This window comes from Actinopolyspora biskrensis (genome assembly GCF_013408175.1).
In the GTDB taxonomy this organism is placed as follows: Bacteria; Actinomycetota; Actinomycetes; order Mycobacteriales; family Pseudonocardiaceae; genus Actinopolyspora; species Actinopolyspora biskrensis.
In genome coordinates this window covers 211,782-232,059 of the sequence record NZ_JACBYW010000007.1, presented here as the reverse complement: position 1 = coordinate 232,059, position 20,278 = coordinate 211,782, and the positions used below count along the sequence as shown (strand labels likewise).

Annotated in this window: 16 protein-coding genes; 3 read left to right on the top strand and 13 right to left on the bottom strand. The window is 69.8% G+C overall.

The window, feature by feature from the left end:
* Position 1: 1 nt before the first annotated feature.
* Positions 2-1,546, top strand: coding sequence for a hypothetical protein (locus tag FHR84_RS18800; RefSeq protein WP_179536839.1), 1,545 nt, complete (start codon positions 2-4; stop codon positions 1,544-1,546).
* A gap of 70 nt (positions 1,547-1,616) precedes the next feature.
* On the opposite strand, the gene FHR84_RS18795 is transcribed toward FHR84_RS18800, so the two are convergent.
* The 4 genes from FHR84_RS18795 to FHR84_RS18780 form a co-directional block, all read right to left on the bottom strand.
* On the bottom strand, positions 1,617-2,894 hold the full coding sequence (locus FHR84_RS18795) for a DNA polymerase III subunit delta' (protein ID WP_218863253.1): 1,278 nt from the start codon (positions 2,892-2,894) through the stop codon (positions 1,617-1,619).
* Positions 2,895-2,965: 71 nt separating this feature from the next.
* On the bottom strand, positions 2,966-5,998 hold the full coding sequence (topA, locus tag FHR84_RS18790; protein ID WP_179536838.1) for a type I DNA topoisomerase: 3,033 nt from the start codon (positions 5,996-5,998) through the stop codon (positions 2,966-2,968).
* Positions 5,999-6,184: 186 nt separating this feature from the next.
* A complete protein-coding gene (locus FHR84_RS18785; protein WP_179536837.1) occupies positions 6,185-6,769 on the bottom strand; it encodes a hypothetical protein in 585 nt (194 codons plus the stop codon).
* 73 nt (positions 6,770-6,842) lie between these two features.
* Positions 6,843-9,260 (bottom strand): sodium-translocating pyrophosphatase, encoded by a 2,418-nt coding sequence (locus FHR84_RS18780; RefSeq protein WP_179536836.1) that lies wholly within the window; start codon positions 9,258-9,260, stop codon positions 6,843-6,845.
* Between the two features lie 338 nt (positions 9,261-9,598).
* Between FHR84_RS18780 and FHR84_RS18775 the strand changes: the two genes are divergently transcribed.
* Positions 9,599-11,977, top strand: a complete 2,379-nt coding sequence (locus tag FHR84_RS18775; RefSeq protein ID WP_179536835.1) for a DEAD/DEAH box helicase — start codon at positions 9,599-9,601, stop codon at positions 11,975-11,977.
* Positions 11,978-12,119: 142 nt separating this feature from the next.
* Here the strand turns inward: FHR84_RS18775 and FHR84_RS18770 are convergent, their stop codons facing one another.
* From FHR84_RS18770 to FHR84_RS18740, 7 genes are all read right to left on the bottom strand, one after another.
* Positions 12,120-12,764, bottom strand: a complete 645-nt coding sequence (locus tag FHR84_RS18770) for a bifunctional DNA primase/polymerase (protein WP_179536834.1) — start codon at positions 12,762-12,764, stop codon at positions 12,120-12,122.
* Between the two features lie 133 nt (positions 12,765-12,897).
* Positions 12,898-13,410 carry an Rv3654c family TadE-like protein gene (locus tag FHR84_RS18765; protein WP_179536833.1) on the bottom strand — a complete coding sequence of 171 codons (513 nt, stop codon included), beginning with the start codon at positions 13,408-13,410 and terminating at the stop codon, positions 12,898-12,900.
* Positions 13,407-13,892 carry a TadE family type IV pilus minor pilin gene (locus FHR84_RS18760; protein WP_218863248.1) on the bottom strand — a complete coding sequence of 162 codons (486 nt, stop codon included), beginning with the start codon at positions 13,890-13,892 and terminating at the stop codon, positions 13,407-13,409. Before FHR84_RS18760 ends, FHR84_RS18765 begins: the two co-directional genes overlap by 4 nt.
* Entirely contained in the window at positions 13,889-14,062 is a 174-nt protein-coding gene (locus FHR84_RS23365) for a DUF4244 domain-containing protein (protein WP_179536832.1), read from the bottom strand. The genes FHR84_RS18760 and FHR84_RS23365 overlap by 4 nt, the downstream gene beginning before the upstream one ends.
* 310 nt (positions 14,063-14,372) lie before the next feature.
* Entirely contained in the window at positions 14,373-14,933 is a 561-nt protein-coding gene (locus FHR84_RS18750) for a type II secretion system F family protein (RefSeq protein WP_343075329.1), read from the bottom strand.
* A 221-nt stretch (positions 14,934-15,154) separates the two neighbouring features.
* Complete coding sequence (locus FHR84_RS18745; protein ID WP_179536830.1) at positions 15,155-15,997, bottom strand: type II secretion system F family protein; 843 nt, start codon at positions 15,995-15,997, stop codon at positions 15,155-15,157.
* Positions 15,994-17,217 carry a TadA family conjugal transfer-associated ATPase gene (locus tag FHR84_RS18740; protein WP_179536829.1) on the bottom strand — a complete coding sequence of 408 codons (1,224 nt, stop codon included), beginning with the start codon at positions 17,215-17,217 and terminating at the stop codon, positions 15,994-15,996. The genes FHR84_RS18745 and FHR84_RS18740 overlap by 4 nt, the downstream gene beginning before the upstream one ends.
* A 411-nt stretch (positions 17,218-17,628) precedes the next feature.
* Here FHR84_RS18740 and FHR84_RS18735 point away from each other — a divergent pair, with 411 nt between their 5' ends.
* Positions 17,629-17,817: a hypothetical protein gene (locus FHR84_RS18735; protein ID WP_179536828.1), complete on the top strand. Its 189-nt coding sequence runs from the start codon at positions 17,629-17,631 to the stop codon at positions 17,815-17,817.
* A gap of 152 nt (positions 17,818-17,969) precedes the next feature.
* Here the strand turns inward: FHR84_RS18735 and FHR84_RS18730 are convergent, their stop codons facing one another.
* Positions 17,970-18,317 carry a hypothetical protein gene (locus tag FHR84_RS18730; RefSeq protein ID WP_218863246.1) on the bottom strand — a complete coding sequence of 116 codons (348 nt, stop codon included), beginning with the start codon at positions 18,315-18,317 and terminating at the stop codon, positions 17,970-17,972.
* Positions 18,318-19,030: 713 nt separating this feature from the next.
* Positions 19,031-20,134, bottom strand: coding sequence for a septum site-determining protein Ssd (gene ssd, locus FHR84_RS18725; RefSeq protein WP_343075328.1), 1,104 nt, complete (start codon positions 20,132-20,134; stop codon positions 19,031-19,033).
* Positions 20,135-20,278 lie beyond the last annotated feature (144 nt).

Sequence of the window (20,278 nt, the reverse complement as noted above, 5' to 3'; positions counted from 1 at the left end):
GATGCGCATACCCACTGTCCACCGCGTCGTCGTGTGCTCCGTCGTCTCGCTGGCGGTGGCGTTGCTGGGCCTTCCCGCCGCCACCGCGCAGAGCACACCTCCGAGCACCCCGGTCCCCACGCCCGAGTTCCCCGAGCAGCCACCGGGCTCCTCGAAGCCGGACAACCCCCCGCCGGGGCCGATCGTGGGCGGCGCCGGAACGGGGATAGGACTGCTGCGCGTGCTGCCCAACGCCGTCCCAGGGGAATCGATCATCGACGACCCCGAGTTCGACGAGAAGCTGCCCCGGCAGGCGCTGGTCGAAACCGGGATGGGCATCTCGATCGCCAAAGCCAACTCGCAGGCCTACCTGGCCCAGGAGAAAGCGGTGGCGGAGTCGGCCCCGCTCGGTTTCGCGGTGGGCGGCAACGCCCCGGCGCTGCCCGGCTCGCTGGCCCAGACAGCGGTCCCGGACCACGCGGAACCGCGGACCCGCGGCCTCGAACCCCCGTCCACCCCGCTGGACAGCCTGCTCGACCTCGGAGCGCTCGAGGGCAGCGCGCACGCCAGGTGGGACGAGGAGCTCGGCCCCTGCGTCGAGCCCGTATCCGCGGCGAGAACCTCGCTGGCAGGCATCTCGGCGGTGAACGTGCTCCCGGCGCTGAACAACCAGGAGGACAAGCTGACGGCCGAGGCCGCCGAGCTGTCGAACGGTTCGGCACCCGCGGACGGGACGGCCCTCGGCGAGGAGCTGGGCCCCCTGGAACGACTGGGCGGACTGCTCACCGGCCCCGCGGCGGATTCCACGAGCGGGAGGGGCTCGCTGCTGCGCGTGCCCGACGTCATGCGGGCCGACTCCAGCGTTCGGCTGGTGGACGTTCCCGGTCAGCAGGGCAAGGCGGTCCGTTCGACCTCGCGGTTCGAAGTGGCCGGCATTCGCCTGTTCGCGGGAACCTCGCAGGAGCTGCGCATCGACGTGGTCAGCCGCCCCAAGCTGACCGCCACCTCGACGGGTGATCCCGAGACGTCCTCGGTGGACTACAGCGCCCCCGTGCTGCGGATCAGCCGCGGCGGGGAGGAACTGTTCACCCTAGACGCGGCCAACCCCGAGTTCGAGCTGCCGATCGGCCTCCCCCTGCCCTCTCCGGGCGACGACTCCGGCACCGCGCTGGTGGGGCACTCGGACCGGGAGAACGTCCTCGACATCGGAGTGCTCCGACTCAGCCTGGGCGAACTCACCAAGGACAAGACCGACGGTGAGGTCCGCGCCGGGGCGCGGCTGCTCGACCTGAAGATCCTGCCCAACGACTTCCTCGGGTTCTCCACCGCACTCGCCCAGGTCTCGTTCGGCGAACAGTTCGCGCGGGCGGGCGCCCCCGAGGGTGGAGTCCACTGCGAACGGAGCACCCCTCCGGAGAGCACGACGGCACCGCCGGTGCAGGAGGCCGGGGGGCCGCCACTGGCCGAAACCTCGGGGGCCTACCACGCGGTCGGGCTCTTCTGGACGGGAACGCTGCTGCTGTTGCTCGGCGCGGTGCTCGTAGCAGCGCTGCCCCGCCGCCGCTGACCACCGTCCGCGATGTGGGCCGACCCGCGAAGTGTCCTGAACCTTCCGGGCGGGGGAGCTCGCCCTCACCTCACCGGTACAGCTCGGCGGCCAGCGCCTCCACAGCGACGACCGGCTTGACGTTGCGGTTCAAGGCGGTGCGGCAACGCAGCACCGCCTCCAGCCGCCGCAGTGCGGTCTCCGAGGTCCACTCGGCCGCCGCCCTGGACACGTCCCGCGCGAAGTCGGGATGGTTCAACGGCACCGCCGCACCGAACCTGGTCGCCAGCACGTCGCGGTAGAAACCGGCCAGATCGACCAGAGCCAGGTCCAACGCGTCCCGCTGGGACCGGGTGGCACGGGCCTTCTGCTTCCGCTCCAACTCCTTCAGCGCCGCGTTGGCCCCCTTGGTGGCCGAGGAGGTCCCCTTGCCGGTTCCCCCCGCCCCCATGGCGGTGCGCAGTTCCTCCTTCTCCGCCTCGTTGCGCTCCTCGTTGAGCTCGGAGGCCTCGGTCTCGGCCGAACGCACGAGCCGTCCGGCCTCGCCGAAGACCTCGGACAGATCGCGCAGACCGCGCGGGATGCTCAGCACCGTCTCCCGCCGCTCCCGCGCCTGCGGATCGGTGGCCAGCCGCCGGGCCCTGCCGATGTGCCCCCCGCAGACCGATGCGGCCCACTCCGCCGTGGAGCGCTCGATGCCGTCGCGGCGGCGCAGCGACTCGGCTATCGCCCCGACCAGGGGCGTGCGCAGCTGCAGAGCCCTGCAGCGGGAGCGGATCGTCACGGACACGTCGGCGGGGTGGTCGGAGGGGGCGCACAGCAGGAACACGGTCCGCTCCGGAGGTTCCTCGATCGCCTTGAGCAGCGCGTTGGCGGCGCCCTCGGTGAGCCGGTCGGCGTCCTCGATCAGCACTATCCGCCAGTACCCCGTGGTCGGCCTCCTGGCGGCGGCCTGCACCAGCGAACGCATCTCGGCCACCGAGATCGACAGCCCCTCCGGGGCCACCGTGGTCACATCGGCGTGGGTGCCGGCCAACGCGGTCTCGCAGGCCGGGCAGCCCCCGCAGCCGGGCGTCTCCCCGGCGGAGCACTGCAGCGCCCCGGCGAAAGCGCGCGCGGCCTCCGAACGTCCGGAGCCGGGCGGGCCGGTGAACAACCACGCGTGGGTCATCGCACCGCCCGTGGTGCTCTCCCCTCGAAGACGGGCCCGCGCGGCACGCACGGCGCTCGTCAGCGTGCGTACGGCCTCGGGCTGTCCGACGACCTCGGCCCAGATCCCCTCACCGGAGGAGTCCGGCCCCTCCCGTTCGGGGGAGGAACCCGGCACAGCACCTCCCGCGGCGGGGGACGAGTCGGTCTCCGCAGCCATTCACGACACCTCACCACAGCTCCGACGACGTTCCGGAACGCACGGGCCCGCGGCGGACCCCGGCCCCGGCGTCAACTCTTCGAGCGGCTCGCGGCACGTTGCTTGCCACTGTTCCCGGTGGAACCGCCCGTTCGCGAACTCCCGGAGGAGCCACCGTTCGTGCCGCTCTTCGACGTGCCGCTCTTGGCCGTGGAGCTCTTCGACGTGCCGCTCTTGGCGGTGGAACCCTTGCTCCCGGAGGAAGTCCCCGAACTCTTGCCGGACGACTTCTTGCCGGACGAGCCCGTGGAGGAACCGGTCCCGTTCGTCCCGGAGGACGAGTCCGCGGACCCGCTGTCCTTGGCCTTGGCACCACTCCTGGTCCCGCCGCCCGAACTCGTGCTCTTCGACTTCTTGGTCCCCTTCTTCTTGGCCGGGGCCTTGGCCCGCCGCTCGGCGACCAGCTCGATCGCGCGGTCCTTGCTCAGCTCCTCGACCGTGTCACCCTTGCGCAACGAGGCGTTCGTCTCCCCGTCGGTCACGTAGGGCCCGAACCGACCGTCCTTGACGACCAGGTTCTTGCCGGTGTCGGGCTCTTCGCCCAACTCCCGCAGCGGAGGGGCGGCCGCCCTGCGAGCACGCTGCTTGGGCTGCTCGTAGATCCGGCGGGCCTCCTCAAGGGTGACCGTGAAGATCTGTTCCTCGTTGTCCAGGGAACGCGAGTCACTCCCCCGCTTGAGGTACGGACCGTAACGACCGTTCTGCGCGGTGATCTCCTCACCCGTGTCGGGGTCGGTGCCGACCGTGCGCGGCAGCGAGAGCAGCCGCAGCGCGTCCTCCAGGGTGACGGTGTCCAACGACATGGACTTGAACAGGCTGGCGGTACGCGGCTTGCCCTTGGTCCCCTCCGGCAGGACCTCGGTCACGTAGGGTCCGAACCGACCGTCCTTGGCCACGACCTCGTTGCCGCTGTCCGGGTCCGTTCCGAGCGTGCGGCCCTCCATCGGAGTGGCGAACAGCTTCTCCGCGATCTGGGGCGTCAGCTCGTCGGGCGCGAGCGCGTCCGGAAGGTTGGCGCGCTGCGACTCCCCGCCGCCGTTCTCGGTGGCGTGCGCCGGACGTTCCAGGTACGGGCCGTAGCGACCGACACGCACGTACACCGTGCGACCCTCGTCGTCGCTGAACATCGGGATCGAGTTGACCTGGCGGGCGTCGATGTCCTCCACACCGGAGCCGACGAGCTTCTTCAGGCCGCCCGCCCGGCCGATGGAGTCCTGCGGACCCACCTCACCGCCGAAGTAGAAGCCGTGGAGCCATCTGGTGCGCTGCTGCGCACCCTCGGCTATGCGGTCGAGCTCGTCCTCCAGCGCGGCGGTGAAGTCGTAGTCGACCAGCCTGCCGAAGTGCTGCTCCAGCAGACCGATCACGGCGAAGGCGATCCAGGACGGCACGAGCGCCGACCCCTTCCGCCAGACGTAGCCGCGTTCCTGGATGGTGCTGATGATCGAGGCGTAGGTGGACGGACGGCCGATGCCCAGGTCCTCGAGCGCCTTGACCAGGCTGGCCTCGGTGTAGCGGGCCGGTGGGTTCGTCGAGTGCTCGTCCGGCTCGAGCTCGCCCGCCCTGAGGTGCTGGCCCTCGACCAGCCGCGGCAGCCGCGACTCCGCGTCGTCGGCGACGCCGCCCGCCTCCGAGTCCACCGACTCGACGTAGGCCTTGAGGAACCCGGGGAAGGTGATCGTCCTGCCCGAGGCGGCGAAAACGCACTCCTCCCCGGTCCCGGCGGTTCCGGACACCCGGACCGACATCGTGGTCCCCTTGGCGTCGGCCATCTGGGAGGAGATCGTGCGCTGCCAGATCAGCTCGTAGAGCTTGTACCCGTCGGCGTCCAGCTCCGAGCCCACATCCCTCGGGGTGCGGAAGTTCTCCCCCGCCGGTCGGATGGCCTCGTGGGCCTCCTGGGCGTTCTTGACCTTGCGCGTGTACTGCCGGGCCTGCCCGGAGATGTAGCTGTCGCCGTAGAGCTCCACGGCCTGCTGCCGCGCGGCGTTGATCGCCGTGTCGGACAGCGTCGTGGAGTCCGTGCGCATGTAGGTGATGTAACCGTTCTCGTACAACCGCTGCGCGGTGCGCATCGTGCGGTCCGCCGAGAAGCGCAGCTTGCGTCCGGCCTCCTGCTGCAGCGTGGAGGTCATGAACGGCGCGTAGGGCTTCCGCGTGTAGGGCTTCTCCTCGACGCTGGACACGCTCAGGTCGGCCGTGTCCAACCCCGCGGCGAGCGAGCGGGCGCGCTGCTCGTCCAGCACGAGCGCCTCGCCGGTCAGCTCCCCGTCCGGGCCGAAGTCCCTCCCGGTGGCCAGCTTCGCGCCGTCGACGCTGACCAGGCGTGCGCCGAAGCCGGAACCCTGCTCCTCGGGAACGCGCAGCGTGGCGGCGATGTCCCAGTAGGAGGCCGGGACGAAACGGATGCGCTCCCGCTCGCGCTGCACCACGATCCGGGTGGCCACCGACTGCACCCTGCCCGCCGAGAGCTTCGGCATGACCTTCTTCCACAGCACGGGACTGACCTCGTAGCCGTAGAGCCGGTCCAGGATGCGCCTGGTCTCCTGCGCGTCGACGAGGTTGTGGTCCAGCTCCCTCGGGTTGGCCGCCGCCGCCTGAATGGCCGACTCGGTGATCTCGTGGAAGACCATGCGCCGGACGGGCACCGACGGCTGCAGCGTCTCCAGCAGGTGCCAGGCGATGGCCTCGCCCTCGCGGTCGCCGTCCGTGGCCAGATACAACTCGTCGACCCCGGACAGCGCTTCCCGCAGCTCGTCGACCGTGTCCTGCTTGTCGTCGGTCACCAGATAGAGCGGTTCGAAGTCGTTCTCCACGTCCACACCGAGACGGGCCCACGAATGCCCCTTGTAGGCGGCGGGGATGTCCGCCGCTCCGCGCGGCAGGTCCCTGATGTGTCCGCGGGACGACTCGACCTGGTAGCCCGAGCCGAGAAAGGAAGCGATCTTGCGCGCCTTGGCCGGGGACTCGACGATCACCAACCGCCGACCGCCGGAGCCCCCGGTGGAAGTCTGAGAAGCGCGCCCCTCGGCGCTGTCCTTCTTCGTCCGTGTCGAGCCAGCCACGCCTACCCTGCTCTCGTCTGGAGGTGTCCGATTCGTCAGTGTGCACCGTGCACGGCCCGGTGCGCCGTGCCGGGGAACGCACAGCGTGACACACGTCGACCCCGCTCCGCTCGTTTCACCGGGGCAAACGCCTCCGAACCCGGCGATGTTCCTCCGGGACAACCGGTGTGACCTGTGGCGAATGACTCACGGCTGGAACGGCCACACTCCCCCAGCGGCACCCTCGGGCACCGGCCCGACGAGCTCGGCCAACCGCATCAGACGGCGTCTGCCCACGATCCGCAGAGCGGGGTCGTTCCCCGTTGAGCCAACCATCCTCGCGGGAAGGCCGGCCCGGCCGAGTGATGTAGCCAACGGCCCGTGCGTTTCCGGCACGCCCGGATCCAGCCCGAGAAGATAGCCCCCAGCGGTAGGGGTGCCCGAGGTGAGCGCCCAAACTCTGAGCGCCCAACCGTCCGGGATGAATCCGTTCGGCACCGACTTTACCGCGCCGTGTAACCAGCACGCCGCCAGCTGGGTCAGATCGGCGCGGAAAGCGGTGCGGATCAGGGGCTCCCCGAGCTCGGTGCGCTCCAGCTCGGCTGTCACTCCTCGCTCCGCGCACACCGCGACCAGCGCGTGTGCTCTCCAGGACTCGGCGACCACCGCGGAGAGACGCGCGGCGGTTCCACGGCCGAAGGTGGTCGCCTGGCCCGGCCCGCACAGCAATCCGGCCAGATCGGCGATACGGGCGGGCCGCGCCTCGGCCGAGAAGAACGACAGCTGGCCCACGTCGGTGATCGTAGAACTCCCCGTTCGAACGGCACCAGGGTCCGTGTCGTCCGACCGCGGCGCGGCCGGGGCGTCACCCGACTAACTCGTTGTTCCCCGAGGGGGAGCCGGCTATGGCGGTGCTCCTGCGCTTGGACACGATCACCGCCGAGGCGATCACGATCACGCAGGCCGCCGCTATCGTCACCCGCAGGGCGATCGAAGCGTTGATTCCCGCAGTCACGGTGACCACGGCCGGGGCGACCAGCACCGAAACCAGGTTCATCACCTTGAGCAGCGGGTTGATGGCCGGACCGGCGGTGTCCTTGAACGGGTCCCCGACGGTGTCGCCGATGACGGTGGCCTCGTGGGCCTCGGAGCCCTTGCCGCCGTGGTGGCCGTCCTCGACCAGTTTCTTGGAGTTGTCCCAGGCGCCACCCGAGTTGGCCAGGAATATCGCCATCAGTGCTCCGACCGCGATGGCCCCGGCGAGGTAACCGGCCAACGGCCCGACGCCGAGCCCGAACCCGACGGCTATGGGGGCGAGCACCGCGAGCAGTCCCGGAGTCGCCAGCTCCCGGAGCGAATCCCTGGTGCAGATGTCGACCACCCGCCCGTACTCGGGACGTTCGGATCCGTCCATGATTCCGGGCTTGGCGGAGAACTGCCTGCGCACCTCGTACACGACCGCACCGGCGGCCCTGGAGACGGCGTTGATGGCCAAGCCCGCGAACAGGAACACCACGGACGCCCCGACGATCACCCCGACGAGCACGTTCGGGGCGTAGACCAGGAACTCGCCCACCGTGAGCTCGGTTTCCATCTCGGCCAGGGTGGTGGCGATCGCGTCCCGGTAGGAGCCGAACAGGGCCGTGGCGGCCAGCACGGCGGTGGCGATCGCGATGCCTTTGGTTATGGCCTTGGTCGTGTTGCCCACCGCGTCGAGCTCGGTGAGCACATCGGCGCCCTCTCCTTCGAACTCCCCGGACATCTCTGCTATGCCCTGGGCGTTGTCCGCGACGGGGCCGAAGGTGTCCATCGCCACGATCACGCCGACGGTGGTCAGCAGCCCGCACCCGGCCAGCGCCACCGCGAACAGAGCCACCGAGATGGATCCGGAGAGCAGGAAGGCGCCGAACACGGCGGCCGCGATCACGAGCACGGTGTAAACGGCCGATTCGAACCCGACGGAGAAGCCGGTGAGGATCACCGTCGCGGGTCCGGTGGTGGAGGACTCGCCGACATCGCGTACCGGTTTGCGCTCGGTGGACGTGAAGTAGCCGGTGAGTTTCAGGATCACCACGGCCAGGGCGATGCCGATCAGCACCGACACGAGGGCGACCACGGCCGGGTTACCGGGCAGCCCGCCTATCTCGGGCGCCACCCCGGACAGCTCCGCGTACGAGCCGGGCAGGTAGATCAGCGCGGCCACGGAGCAGGCCAGTCCCGCTATGCCCGCCGAGATGTAGAAGGAGCGGTTGATCGAGGTCAGCGCGCTCTCCCCGCTGCGGGCCCTGGTCATGTAGACGCCTATCACCGCGGTGATCACACCTATGGCGGGCACGATCAGCGGGAAGAGCAGGCCCTTCGTCCCGAAGGCCGCCGTTCCCAGGATCAACGAGGCGACCAGGGTCACCGCGTAGGACTCGAACAGGTCGGCGGCCATCCCCGCGCAGTCACCGACGTTGTCCCCCACGTTGTCCGCGATGGTGGCCGCGTTGCGCGGGTCGTCCTCCGGGATGTTGTGCTCCACCTTGCCCACGAGGTCCGCGCCTACGTCGGCGGCTTTGGTGAAGATTCCGCCGCCCACACGCATGAACATGGCCAGCAGTGCCGCGCCGAAGCCGAAGCCCTCCAGCACCCGCGGGGCCTGTCCCGCGTAGACGAGCACGACCAGCGCGGTCCCGAACAGACCCAGGCCTATCGTGGTCATGCCGACCACACCGCCCGTGCGGAACGCGATCCGCATGGCGGTGCTCCTGCCCGCGGCCGGGTCGTTCGCCGCCGCGGCCACGCGCAGATTGGCCCTCGTGGACAGCCACATGCCGAGGTAGCCGATCGCCGCGGAGAAAGCGGCTCCGAACAGGAAGAACACGGACCTGCCTATCCGCTGCTCGGCGGTTTCCGCGGGCAACGCGAAAAGCACGAGGAACACGATCACGGCGAAAACGGCCAGCGTCCGGAACTGCCTGTTGAGATACGCCGAGGCCCCCTCCTGGACGGCCCTGGCGATCTCGCGCATCCGCGCCGAGCCCTCCCCGGCCGCCATGACCTCCCTGATGAGCACGTAGCCGAACACCAGCGCGGCGAGCGCGATCACCAGCACCACGCCGACGATGGTGTAGTCGGCCGTGTCGAGCCGGAGCTGGTGCAGCTGTGTTTCCTGAGCCAGTGGGCGGCCGATGTGCGTCACGTGCTCGGGGTCCGCGCTCGTTCCGCCGTCTCCCGGCGGCTCCGGTCTCGGTCGGCTGTTCCCGTCCCAACCGGACCGGGCAACGCTGAGCAGGGACATCCGTCCTCCTCGGTTGTGCTGGTCGTGTCCGGAGAGCCCGCTGCCTCCGGTTCCGGGCACCGGTGACGCCGCACGGCCGTCCCACGGCCACCGACGGCGCCGGGCCGCCGCCCCATTCGCGATGACGTGCTTCAGCTCACTTTGTGATCTTTCACTCCTGTCGAGATGCGGATTGTTCCACGGTGGATCGATCAAGGCATCCGCGTGATCACCCGTTCAGGGGGGAATTCATCGATTGAGAGCCGCGGTCGCTTCGAACGCGTGCGGGACCGGTTCGGCAGCGGGCCCGCGCGGACACACGTGCGGTGCCCCGGATCCGCCTGTGCGAGGCTCGCCCCGTGACCCCGATCGAACCCGGAACCGGAGCGGAACGTTCCCGGGAGGAGAGTGGCAGACGACTACTCGAAAGAGTGCTGGCCGGAACACCGCCCGAGGAATCCCCGCTGCGTCATGCCGAACAGCTGGCGGGGCGGGAGGCCCGGTACGACGACTGGCCGGAGTGGGTCCCGGAACGAGTGCTGCACGCACTACACGAACAGGGGACCACTCGCCCGTGGACCCACCAGGCGCAAGCCGCCGAAGCCGCTTACGCGGGCAACCACGTCGTCGTCGCCACCGGAACCGCCTCGGGCAAATCCCTCGCGTACCAGCTGCCCGTGCTGGCCGCTCTGGACTCCGACCCGCGGGCCACCGCGCTGTACCTCTCCCCCACCAAGGCACTGGGCGCCGACCAGCTCCGTTCCGTCCGGGAACTGGACCTCCCCGGGATCCGCCCCGCCGTCCACGACGGCGACACACCGTACGCGGAACGCGACTGGACCAGGGCGCACGCCAGGTGGGTGTTCACCAACCCGGACATGCTGCACCACGGCATCCTGCCGCGGCACTCCCGCTGGGCGAGGTTCTTCCGAAGCCTGAGATACGTCGTGGTCGACGAGTGCCACACCTACCGCGGGGTGTTCGGCTCGCACATCGCCCTGCTGCTGCGCAGACTGCACCGCGTGGCCCGGCACTACGGCGCCGCCCCCGTCTTCGTGCTCGCCTCGGCCACGATCGCCGAGCCGGAGGCGCTCGGTGAGCGGCTCACCGGCCGACGCTGCCTGGCGATCACCGAGGACGGCTCCCCGCGGGGCGGACGCACGGTCGCGCTGTGGGAACCACCGCTGCTGGAGGAGATCTCCGGGGAGAACGGTGCTCCGGTACGGCGCTCCGCGGGCGCGGAAACCGCGCGGATCATCGCCGATCTCGTGGTCGAGTCGGCCCGCTGCCTCGCTTTCGTCCGTTCCAGGAGCGGTACGGAACTGGCCTCGCTCGGAGCCAAACGAGCGCTGCGCGAGGTGGCCCCCGAACTGGTGGACGGGGTCGCCGCCTACCGGGGAGGCTATCTTCCCGAACAACGCAGGGAACTCGAACGCGAACTCGTCTCCGGGGAGCTGCGTGCGCTGGCCACCACCAACGCCCTCGAACTCGGTGTGGACATATCCGGGCTGGACGCCGTGGTGATAGCGGGATACCCGGGCACGCTCGCCTCCTTCTGGCAGCAGGCGGGCCGGGCCGGACGTGCCGGGGAAAGCGCGCTGGTGGTGTTCGTCGCCAGGGACGACCCGCTGGACACCTACCTCGCGCACCACCCACCGGCCGTGTTCGACAGGCCCGTGGAGACCACGGTGCTCGATCCGAACAACCCCCACGTGCTGCGTCCGCACCTGACCTGCGCCGCCGCGGAACTGCCGCTGAGCAGCGGCGCTCTCGAGGAGTTCGGCGGCGCGGTGGCCGAAGAGGCCGTGGAACGTCTCCGGGAAGCCGGAGCCCTCCGCGCCCGCCCGAACGGCTGGTACTGGACCTCCCGACGGCTTCCGCACCGGGAGGTGGAACTGCGTGGCTCCGGGGGGAGCCAGGTGGCCGTCGTGGAAGGGGACTCGGGAAGACTGCTGGGAACCGTGGATCCGGAGTCCGCGCACGGAACCGTTCACCCCGGAGCGGTCTACCTGCACCAGGGGGAGTCCTTCGTCGTCGACGAGCTGGACACGGACTCGGGGATCGCCCTGGTGCACGAGCAGGACCCGGAGTGGCACACCACCCCGCGCGAGGAAACCGACATCACGGTGCTGCGCACCGGACACCACGATCGACCCCACCCCTGGCTGTCGATCAACCTCGGCGAGGTCGAGGTCACTTCGCGGGTGGTCGGATACCTCCGGCGACTGCCGAACGGCGAGATCCTCGACCAGACACCGCTCGACCTGCCCGCGCGGACACTGACCACGGTGGCCGTCTGGTACACCCTCGACGACGAGTCGCTGACCGGTAGCGCACCGGGGAGCGCCGGGCTGGATCCGGCGCGCATCCCCGGTGCGCTACACGCTGCCGAGCACGCGGCGATCGGCCTGCTACCGCTGTTCGCGACCTGCGACCGTTGGGACATCGGCGGGGTGTCCACCGAGCTGCACTCGGACACCGGGGAGGCGACGGTGTTCGTGCACGATGGTCACCCTGGCGGTGCCGGATTCGCCGAGCGCGGGTTCGCCGCGCTGTTCCCGTGGTTGGCCGCCACGCGGGAGGCGATCGTTGCCTGCGACTGCCCGGCCGGATGCCCGTCCTGCGTTCAGTCACCGAAGTGCGGTAACGGCAACGAACCGCTGGACAAGGCTGGTGCTGTGGCCGTGTTGGACCTGGTGCTCGAAGCGTCGGAGGACTCGGCGGGCTCGGAGCGGTAGACCCGGTGGTGCTCTGTCAGGTGCCCGGTGCGCTCGTCTCGCCCACCGGGCAGTGGTCTTCCTTCCGGGGCTACCGGCGCCGAAAACACCACCCGAGCTGACGGCGCCGTCACACGAACCGAGCCGGCGAAGTTCTCCCGTCCTACACCGCGACGAGCGGTCGAGAACCCACACCACTGCGCTCGGCCAGATCGTGCAGCCCCGTGAGCAGCGCCTCCTGCACGTGTTCCGGCTCGGGCAGTCGCCAGCCGCACACCTGCGGTTTGACTCTCCAGTGCAGAACTCCCTGCGGGAAGGTCGACGGCGGGAGCGGAATCCAGCTGCCCTCCGAGTGCAGCACCACCCCCTCGTCCGCGAGCTCACCGTCCAACCGCTGTCCTCCGGTGGTCAGGAAGTACCACCGGCCGTGCGGGGTGGCGGCTATCGGAACCGGGCTCCCCGAAGCCCGCAGTGCGCGGGCGGTGCGCCGGCCGTGGTCGGCGTCGACCTCGATCGCCTCGATGTCCGTCCCGGTGGCCAGCAGAACGCTGTACGGACGCTCCGACCACCACGCGGCGATGTTGTCCGTCCCCACGAGTTCGTTCGACCAGTCCCGTCGAACCGGCAGCGGTCCCTCCGTGACGTCTTCCCGTCCGGAGAGAACGCCCGTGCTCTCGTGACCGTCCCAGCCACCGACGACCGGATACGTTCCGGGGAAAACCGGCCAGCCACGCGAAGCCAGTTCGAGGACCTGCACGCGCAGCTCGATTCGGAAGGCGCTGTGCCAACCTTCCGCCGCCAAATCCATTCCGTTTCGCCTCCTTGGTTCGGGCTCGTACCCCCAAGAAACGTCAAGGGGCGGGGCCGAGTACACCCCCGCGTCGACGACCGGTAGGCGGAAGGCGACGAGCGTGATCGAGGCAACAGCACGACCGAAGAATTCAGCGTGACGAGTGGTCCGAGTGATGCCGCTCACCGTGTGCCGGACCGGCCAGCGCCCGTCCCGTCACACGGCGGGACCCCGGAATACCGCTCTCGCGGACCGCTTCGGTGCGCACCCGAAAGCGCGCCCCGTTCCGCTCGCAGGAAAGCAGTGTCGCGTCCATACCGCGCACCACCCATTCGGCACGATCACAAGCAGCGCGCTCACCCCGGGAAGCGTACGAGGCCGCGGCCAGTGCGGCGAGGTCCGCCGCTGCCCGGACCCGGTGCCCGGCCACCACTGTCGCTCCGAACTGGACCCCTGTCCAGAACAGAGTCAACAGCGCCACGACCAGCACGGCTCCCACGACAGTGCCGGATCCCCGGTCTCCATCGGGGCCCTGCTCTCCATCGGGGCCCCGGTCTTCGGCGGGGAGCTGCCCGGCGCTTCGGCGGCCCCCGCTCGCCCACTTCCCGAACACCGCGCACGGATCCAGGGACGGTTTCCGTCGACCACTCCACCCCCCGTTCATCCGGGGTGCTCCCGACCGGTGTCCCGCCGCACGACGGAACCGCTCACCCCCGGTTCGAGCACCGCGTACGCTTCGGCACTCAGCCTCCCCGGCACCAGCCTCCCGACCGGCGGAGCCGAAACCGAGACCGAGACCCGCCCCTCGCTTTCGGTGACCTCGAAATCGGCTCCTTCCGGAAGGCTCCCCCCGACCCGCTCCGCGATCCCGTCCGTGTCCCCTCGCGCGGTGAGACGGGCGATTTCCGCGGCGGCACCGGTGCACCGCAGTTGAGTGATCACGGTGGCGAGCCCGCCCGCTGCCAGGGCGAACACGATCACCACCGAACAGATCCCCAGCGCCGCTTCCACGGTGACCGTCCCCTCGTCGGAGCCGGTGCCCGCACATCCCGGGTCCGGTTGCCACGCTCCCGCGTACCCGGTGTCCGCGTCCTCGAGTTCCGCACCTACACCGCTCCGGAGGCGCGTTCCCCCTCCCGCGATCACCCGGCCTCCCCGGAGAGGGCGCTGCGCAACAACGAGGTCAACGCCTCGGTGACCGCGTCACTCGTGACGACCGTGTAGAGCAATCCGGCGAAAGCGGCCGCCGCGATCGTTCCGACGGCGTATTCGGCCGTGCTCATCCCCTCGTCACCACCGCGAATCCTGCGGGTCACCGATGTCTTCCGCTCTCCCCCGCCCCAGCTCGCCGGTCGGCGGAGCCCACCGCGGTCTCGTGAGCGGGTCACCCCGACATCGGGTAGCCACGTTCGGGCCACGGCCGTACACCACCACGCCCGGAGAACCCCACTGATCAGCATCATCGTCGTCCCCTCTCACCGATCGATCACGAACGAACCATTCCGAAAAGCTCCCCTCCGACGAGTCGGGCCCGTCCGACTCGGGGAACCGGAGGAGTCGACGCCGACTCCACGAGGGCGTCACCCGAAAACGCCCCCTCCGAGCGCTCGGCTCCGAGAACTCCGCTCACCAGTGCGGACCGAGACGCTGCAGCATCCCCAGCACGACGGGCAGCACTCCCAGGCAGAAAAACGCGGGCAGAAAGCACAGCCCCAGCGGCGCCGAAACCCACACCTCCACACGTCCGGCCCGAGCCGCGGCGTCCTCCCGCACCTCTTCACGGGCTCGTACGATCAACTCGTCGGCCACTCTCGCCAACCCGCTGCCACTGCGCGCGCTGCGCCGTGCCGCCCGCGCCAGCTCAGCCGTCTCGGAGTGTCGCAGCGCGGGTTCCCAAGCGGACACGGAATCGGTCCCCAGTTCGAGGGCACAGGCCACTTCGCGTAGCCCCTCCGCGGCCGCCCCCTCGAACTCCTCGGCCACCTCGCGCAGCAACACCGTCGTCGACAGACCGGCTCGGAGTCCCACTGCCAGCAGGTTCCAACCGGAGGCCACTCCGAGCGGGTGGGTCGTGCTCCGGGCCCCGCTCCGACCGAGCACTCTGGAAACCGACCACCCGACACCGGTACCAGCGAGCACGGCGATCCCCGGACCAACCAGCAGAAAACCCATCAGGGCGGTGAGCACGGCCGCACCACACGAGACGAGCGTTCCGCGCGGAAGCCGCGAAACCACCTTCGGCGGCGCACTCCGCTCGCCGCGCCTCGCGGTGAACGGGCCGGGCAGGAAACCCACCGGCGAAACTCCGAGCGCACCCAGGCGACTCCGCGCGGTCCCGCACCCGGACAGTGCGATCGCGCAAGCCAAAGTCGCCGCTACCAGAGCAGCGGGGAGGTAGATCGTTCGGATCACGGCCGCATCGCCACCTCGGTCAACCGCTGGATCCACAGCACCCCGGCACACAGCAACACCGTTCCGGCCAGCAGCAGAAACTGCCCCGCCGGCCCGGAGACGAGCACACCGAGCGGATCGGCTCCGCCCGCTTCGCCCAGCAGCAGCCCGAGCAGCGGCAGTCCGCTCAACACCGCTGCCGTGGCACGTGGCCCGGCCAGTTTGGAGTCGATGTCCCGGACGACGCGTACCCGGTGCTCGACGTCCTCCCGCACCGTCTCCAGCAGTCGTCCCAGAGCGACACCGTGTTGTTCGGACATTCGCCAGCACCGCGTGAAACGGGCCATCGCCGGGAGCAGCTCCTCCGGCGGGCGTTTCGCCCCCAGGCTCTCGGCCGGAGTACCGCCCAGTCTGGAAGTCACCGCGAGATCGCCGAACAGTTCGGAAACCGCCCCTTCCGTGTCGGCGGAGGCACTCGCGGCCGCGGCGCTCGGATGAGCCCCGGTTCCCAGTTCTCCGATCAGCACCCGTAGTCCCGCGGCCAGTTCGGCCAGCGAACGCAGCCCGCGGGTGGTCCGCACCCTCCGATCGCGATGCCGCACCGCCAGCGCCGCCAGCAGCGCTCCCGAGGCGGAGCCGGCCGGTCCCAGCGCCAGGCCCCCGAGCAGGGTCGTACCGCCGAGGACGGCCGTACGGACGAGCGCGGGACTCGGTCCGGCACGCCGAGTCGCGGGGTCACCTCCGTGGTTCAGCCTGCGGGCGGCACCGGGCAGAGGCCAGACCGCCGAGGCGATCGCGAGCAGCGCGGGCAGCAGAACCTGCCCCGAAAAGACCTGTCGCATCCCGTCGAAGTCCGTCATACGACCTCCGAACCGTGCTCGGGAAGCATGGCCAGCAGTTCGTCCCGGGCCGGTCCCCAGCCGCCGTCGAGTTCCCAGGCCGGAACCACGCCGGTGTGTGCTCCGTCGCGACGGAGCACCCCTATCCCGGAAAGATGCCTGCCCCTGGAGGCATCGCGGTGCATGTGCAGCACCACCCGGACGGCGGCCGAAAGCTGGCTGTGCAGCGCGTCCCGCCCCATCCCGCCGTGCACCCCGAGCGCCTCCATCCGTGCCGGGACCTCCTCCGGGGAATTGGCGTGCACGGTCCCCGCGCCACCCTCGTGTCCGGTGTTCAGCGCGGCCAGCAGGTCGCACACCTCGGCACCCCGTGCCTCACCGACCACCAGTCGGTCCGGTCTCATCCGCAATGCCTGCCGCACCAGATCACGGGTGTGGATCTCTCCGGTGCCCTCGATGTTCGGCGGCCTGGTCACGAGCCGAACCACGTGCGGATGCGCGGGGTGCAGTTCCCCGGCCTCCTCCACGCACACGATCCTTTCGCTCCCGGAAACCTCACCGAGCATCGCCGCCAGCAGGGTGGTTTTCCCCGCTCCGGTACTGCCGGAGACCAGGAAGGCCGAGCGGGCGGACACGAGCGAGCGCAGCAGGCAGGCCGTGGTCGAGTCGAAGGTTCCCAGTCTTCGCAGGCTTTCCAGGTCGTGCGTCGCCGGACGCAGCACGCGCAGTGAGACGCAGGTTCCCTTCGCGGAGACCGGAGCCAGCACGGCGTGCAAGCGCACGGCGGCCCCTTCCGCCGTTTCGGGCAACCACCCGTCCACCCACGGTCGTGCGTCATCGAGTCTGCGTCCGGTGGCCGCGGCCAACCGCTGGGCCAGGCGGCGAACCTCCTGTTCATCGGCGAAGCCGATGTGCGAGCGCTCCAGTCCCCGTCCACGATCGACCCACACCTCGTGCGGCCCGGTCACCAGGACATCGGTCACACCGGGTTCGTTCAGCAACTCCTCCAGCGCACCCGCCCCGAGGAACTCCCTCCGCAACTGCCGAATCGCGGCCAGCACCTCACCGTCCCCGAGCGGAGTCTCCGCTTCCTCCCGTACCGCCGTCGCCATCGCCCGCGCCGTGACATCCCCTCCTGCCGCCACCAGCCGTCCCCGGACCCGGGAGACGAGTTCCTCCGTCACACGGCCCGACGTAGCCTGGGCCGTTTTCCCCGCGCCTCCTTCGGGATCCACGAACATCGGAGCTCCTCGCTTTCTCTCGGAGGTCGGAAGCCGTCCTTTCGGGCTCAGCAACCACACTGATCCGCTTCGACGACGTTTCCAATACGAGATTCCGCGAGCTGTGGAGACCTCCGTTTCCTGTGGACAACTCGCACGACGAGCTCCGCCCAAACGCGAAGAGTAACCAACTCCCTGACACCATCGGGCGAGATGCAGGGGAGTTCAATCACGCACGGAAACGTTTCGATCACTCGATCGATTCAAGTGGGCAACACCACCGCCACTTGAAACCCGAAACACCACAAAAACACCCGACAGTGGGAGTACAAAAACGGGGCGGCGTTGTGATTCAACGGCCGACGGCGTGTTGTCATACCGCCACTCGGGTAAGCAGGGAGCCGGAAAACACGCGGAAGAACGGAGACCGACGTGAACGAGCAGAGGTGGGAACCGCCCTCCGGAGACTTCGCCACGCTGCTGACCCGCTACGGAGAACTGGCCGCCGAGCTGGAGGAGAGCACCGACCTCGAAAGGTCGGAAGAACTGCGAAAACGACTCGCGGAACTGGACTCCCTCATCGACCACGTCAATTCGCCGTTCAGCCTGCCCGGGCCGTGAGACGCGAAACCGGGCCGGGAGCGGCGGTCGTCCACACCCCGCCGTACAGGTCGCGCCCCGTGTTCAGCGGGGCCCGCTCACAGCAGCGCGTCTTCACCGGCTTGGCCGATCCGGGTCCAGCCGAACTAACTCGAATTTTTTTCACAAAAAGTTCAGGGGTGCACACCCAGCATCGTGGCGGCCGTGCGGGACGAGGAGCGGGAACTCGTTTCACAGGTCTCGACGGCCGGCTGCTTCCGCGGACTCGGAGCGACCGGGTGCCGCTCCTCCCGGACAGCGGTGTCCAGAACACGTTGGATCTCCCGCTCGGTCGCGGCGTGAGCACGCGCGCTGACCTCCGTCACCTCCTCCGCCGAAAGCAGTCCCCGCCCCGCGCTGTCGGCCAGTTCGGAGCTGAACGCGGAGTGGCGGTACAGGACCAGGGCGATCTCGTCGACCAAGTCGGAATCGGTGGAACCGGTAGCCGTCCGAACGACACTCTCGGCAATCGTGATATCCATCGGCCGTGGGACGATCTGGGAAGACTCGGACACCGCGAACCTCCTACCAGTACGGTGCGAATTAACCGCGGATCCAAAACGGATCCATTCGGGTGACCTCGAAAGAGGGCCTCATTCGTCAAAACAGCGGCCACCCCGAAGAACGCCGTGGCAAGTTTACCGGCATCCTCCGCGCTTCGCCGGATCGAATTCGGCCCCACCCGCGGAACCCTCCGGATGATCGGAACCGATCGGGTTTCCACGTGGCGCACCTCTCCAAGGCACCGTGCGCACAACCGCTCGGTCGGTTACCCTCCACCCGAAATCTTTCCGCGAACGAGATCAACGACCCGGGATAAACGCCGAACGGTTCCGCCGGAAACGCCGAATTCCTCTCCCGGCGGGGTGCTGCCCGGAACCGTCCACAGCAGGCGAAACGCTCGCCGCGTGACACCCGAGAGCTCTTTCGGCGCGATCACCCCCGAAGGAGCCGCGCCACCCCGCGGATCCGCTCGCACCACTGTGTCACACCACCGCGGCCGACCCGCTCCGGAACGACCCGCACATTCATTACTCATACCACACTCAACAGGTTCCGCCGGATCATTTATCGATCAGGTGCTCGAATCGAAATCATCGTGACATCGAAATTCGATCTCCCCGCTCGAATTGCTCTCCGGACGCGGCACGACTCCCGTGATCGGCGCCGAGTACCGGCACCGCGAGCACGGCGTTCACCGGAAGTCCGAGTCACCCGTTTCCCGCCTTGTCTCGGCCAGGGCCCCGAGCACCTTCCGGGCAGCCCGCACCGAGGGGCCACGCGTTCCCGACCCCAGCGCGTACAGTCCGAATCGGTCCACGAGCCCGGCCATGCGCGGATCCGCGCGCATGGTGGCCAGTATCTCCACATCGACCGAACGCCGGACGTCGGAGACTTCCAGTCCACCGGGCGCCGGACCGCGCACGACGGCTCGCACGGCGTCGGTCCGCTCCCGCAGCGAGGTCAACAGCCTCCCGGCCGCCGCGCAGGCGCGGACTTCGGCCGGGATCACGACAGCGGTCAGATCCGCCCGGCGCAGCACCTCCGCGGACGGTTCGTCGAGCGTCCGCGGCAGGTCGCAAACCACGGTCTCACCCGCTCGCGCCCCGGCCTCGACGACGGCTTCGACCGAGCTCTTCGTGATCCCTTCCCCCCGTCCCGACCGCCCCGGGCACAGCAGGGAAAGCACTCCGGAGCCGAACCGCCTGGTCGGCAGCGCCTCCCGCAGGGCGTCCGCGGTCACCCTGCCCGTGCCGATGGACAGCTCCGACCACCGCACCCCGTCCGCACGCTCCTCCCCGAGCGCGAAGTCCAAACCGCCACCGAGCGGATCGCAGTCGAGCAGCATGCAGCGGCGGCCCTCCCCGGCGGCCAGCACCGCCGTCAACGCGGCGAACACCGAGGCGCCCGCTCCACCGCAGCCACCCAGCACAGCCAACACGCTGCCCGCACCGGAGACCGGCTCCTCGGTGAGACCGGCCAACAGCTCGACCAACCACTGCTCGTCCTCGGGAAGCCCCACCGCGTGTCGTGCTCCGTGCCGGAACGCCTCGCGCCAGAAGTCCGGCTCGGGATCTCTGCTCACCAGGACCGTCCCCGTCCTGCGGGGCAGTCCGGCAGCCGTGCACTCCGCGGCGGCGCAGGGATCGAGCAGTACCGGCCGAGCCGTTCTCCACCCCTCCCCGACGTCCTCCGGTGCGGCCCGGCGCGGTTCACGTCCGGCCGCCGCCGCGATCCGGGAAAGCTCCTCGGCCAGTCCGACGTCCCTGGTGACGATCAACGGATCTCGCGCTGTCACCCGCACCTCCCCGTGTGGTCCCACTACCGTCCCCGCGCACCGCCGTACGACCCGACGCGGCACGAAGAGCCCCGACCGCGACCACCGGTCACGGCTACGGGCACGGGCCCGTCCCGCTCCGGAACGGGCACCACGAGGCCGTCG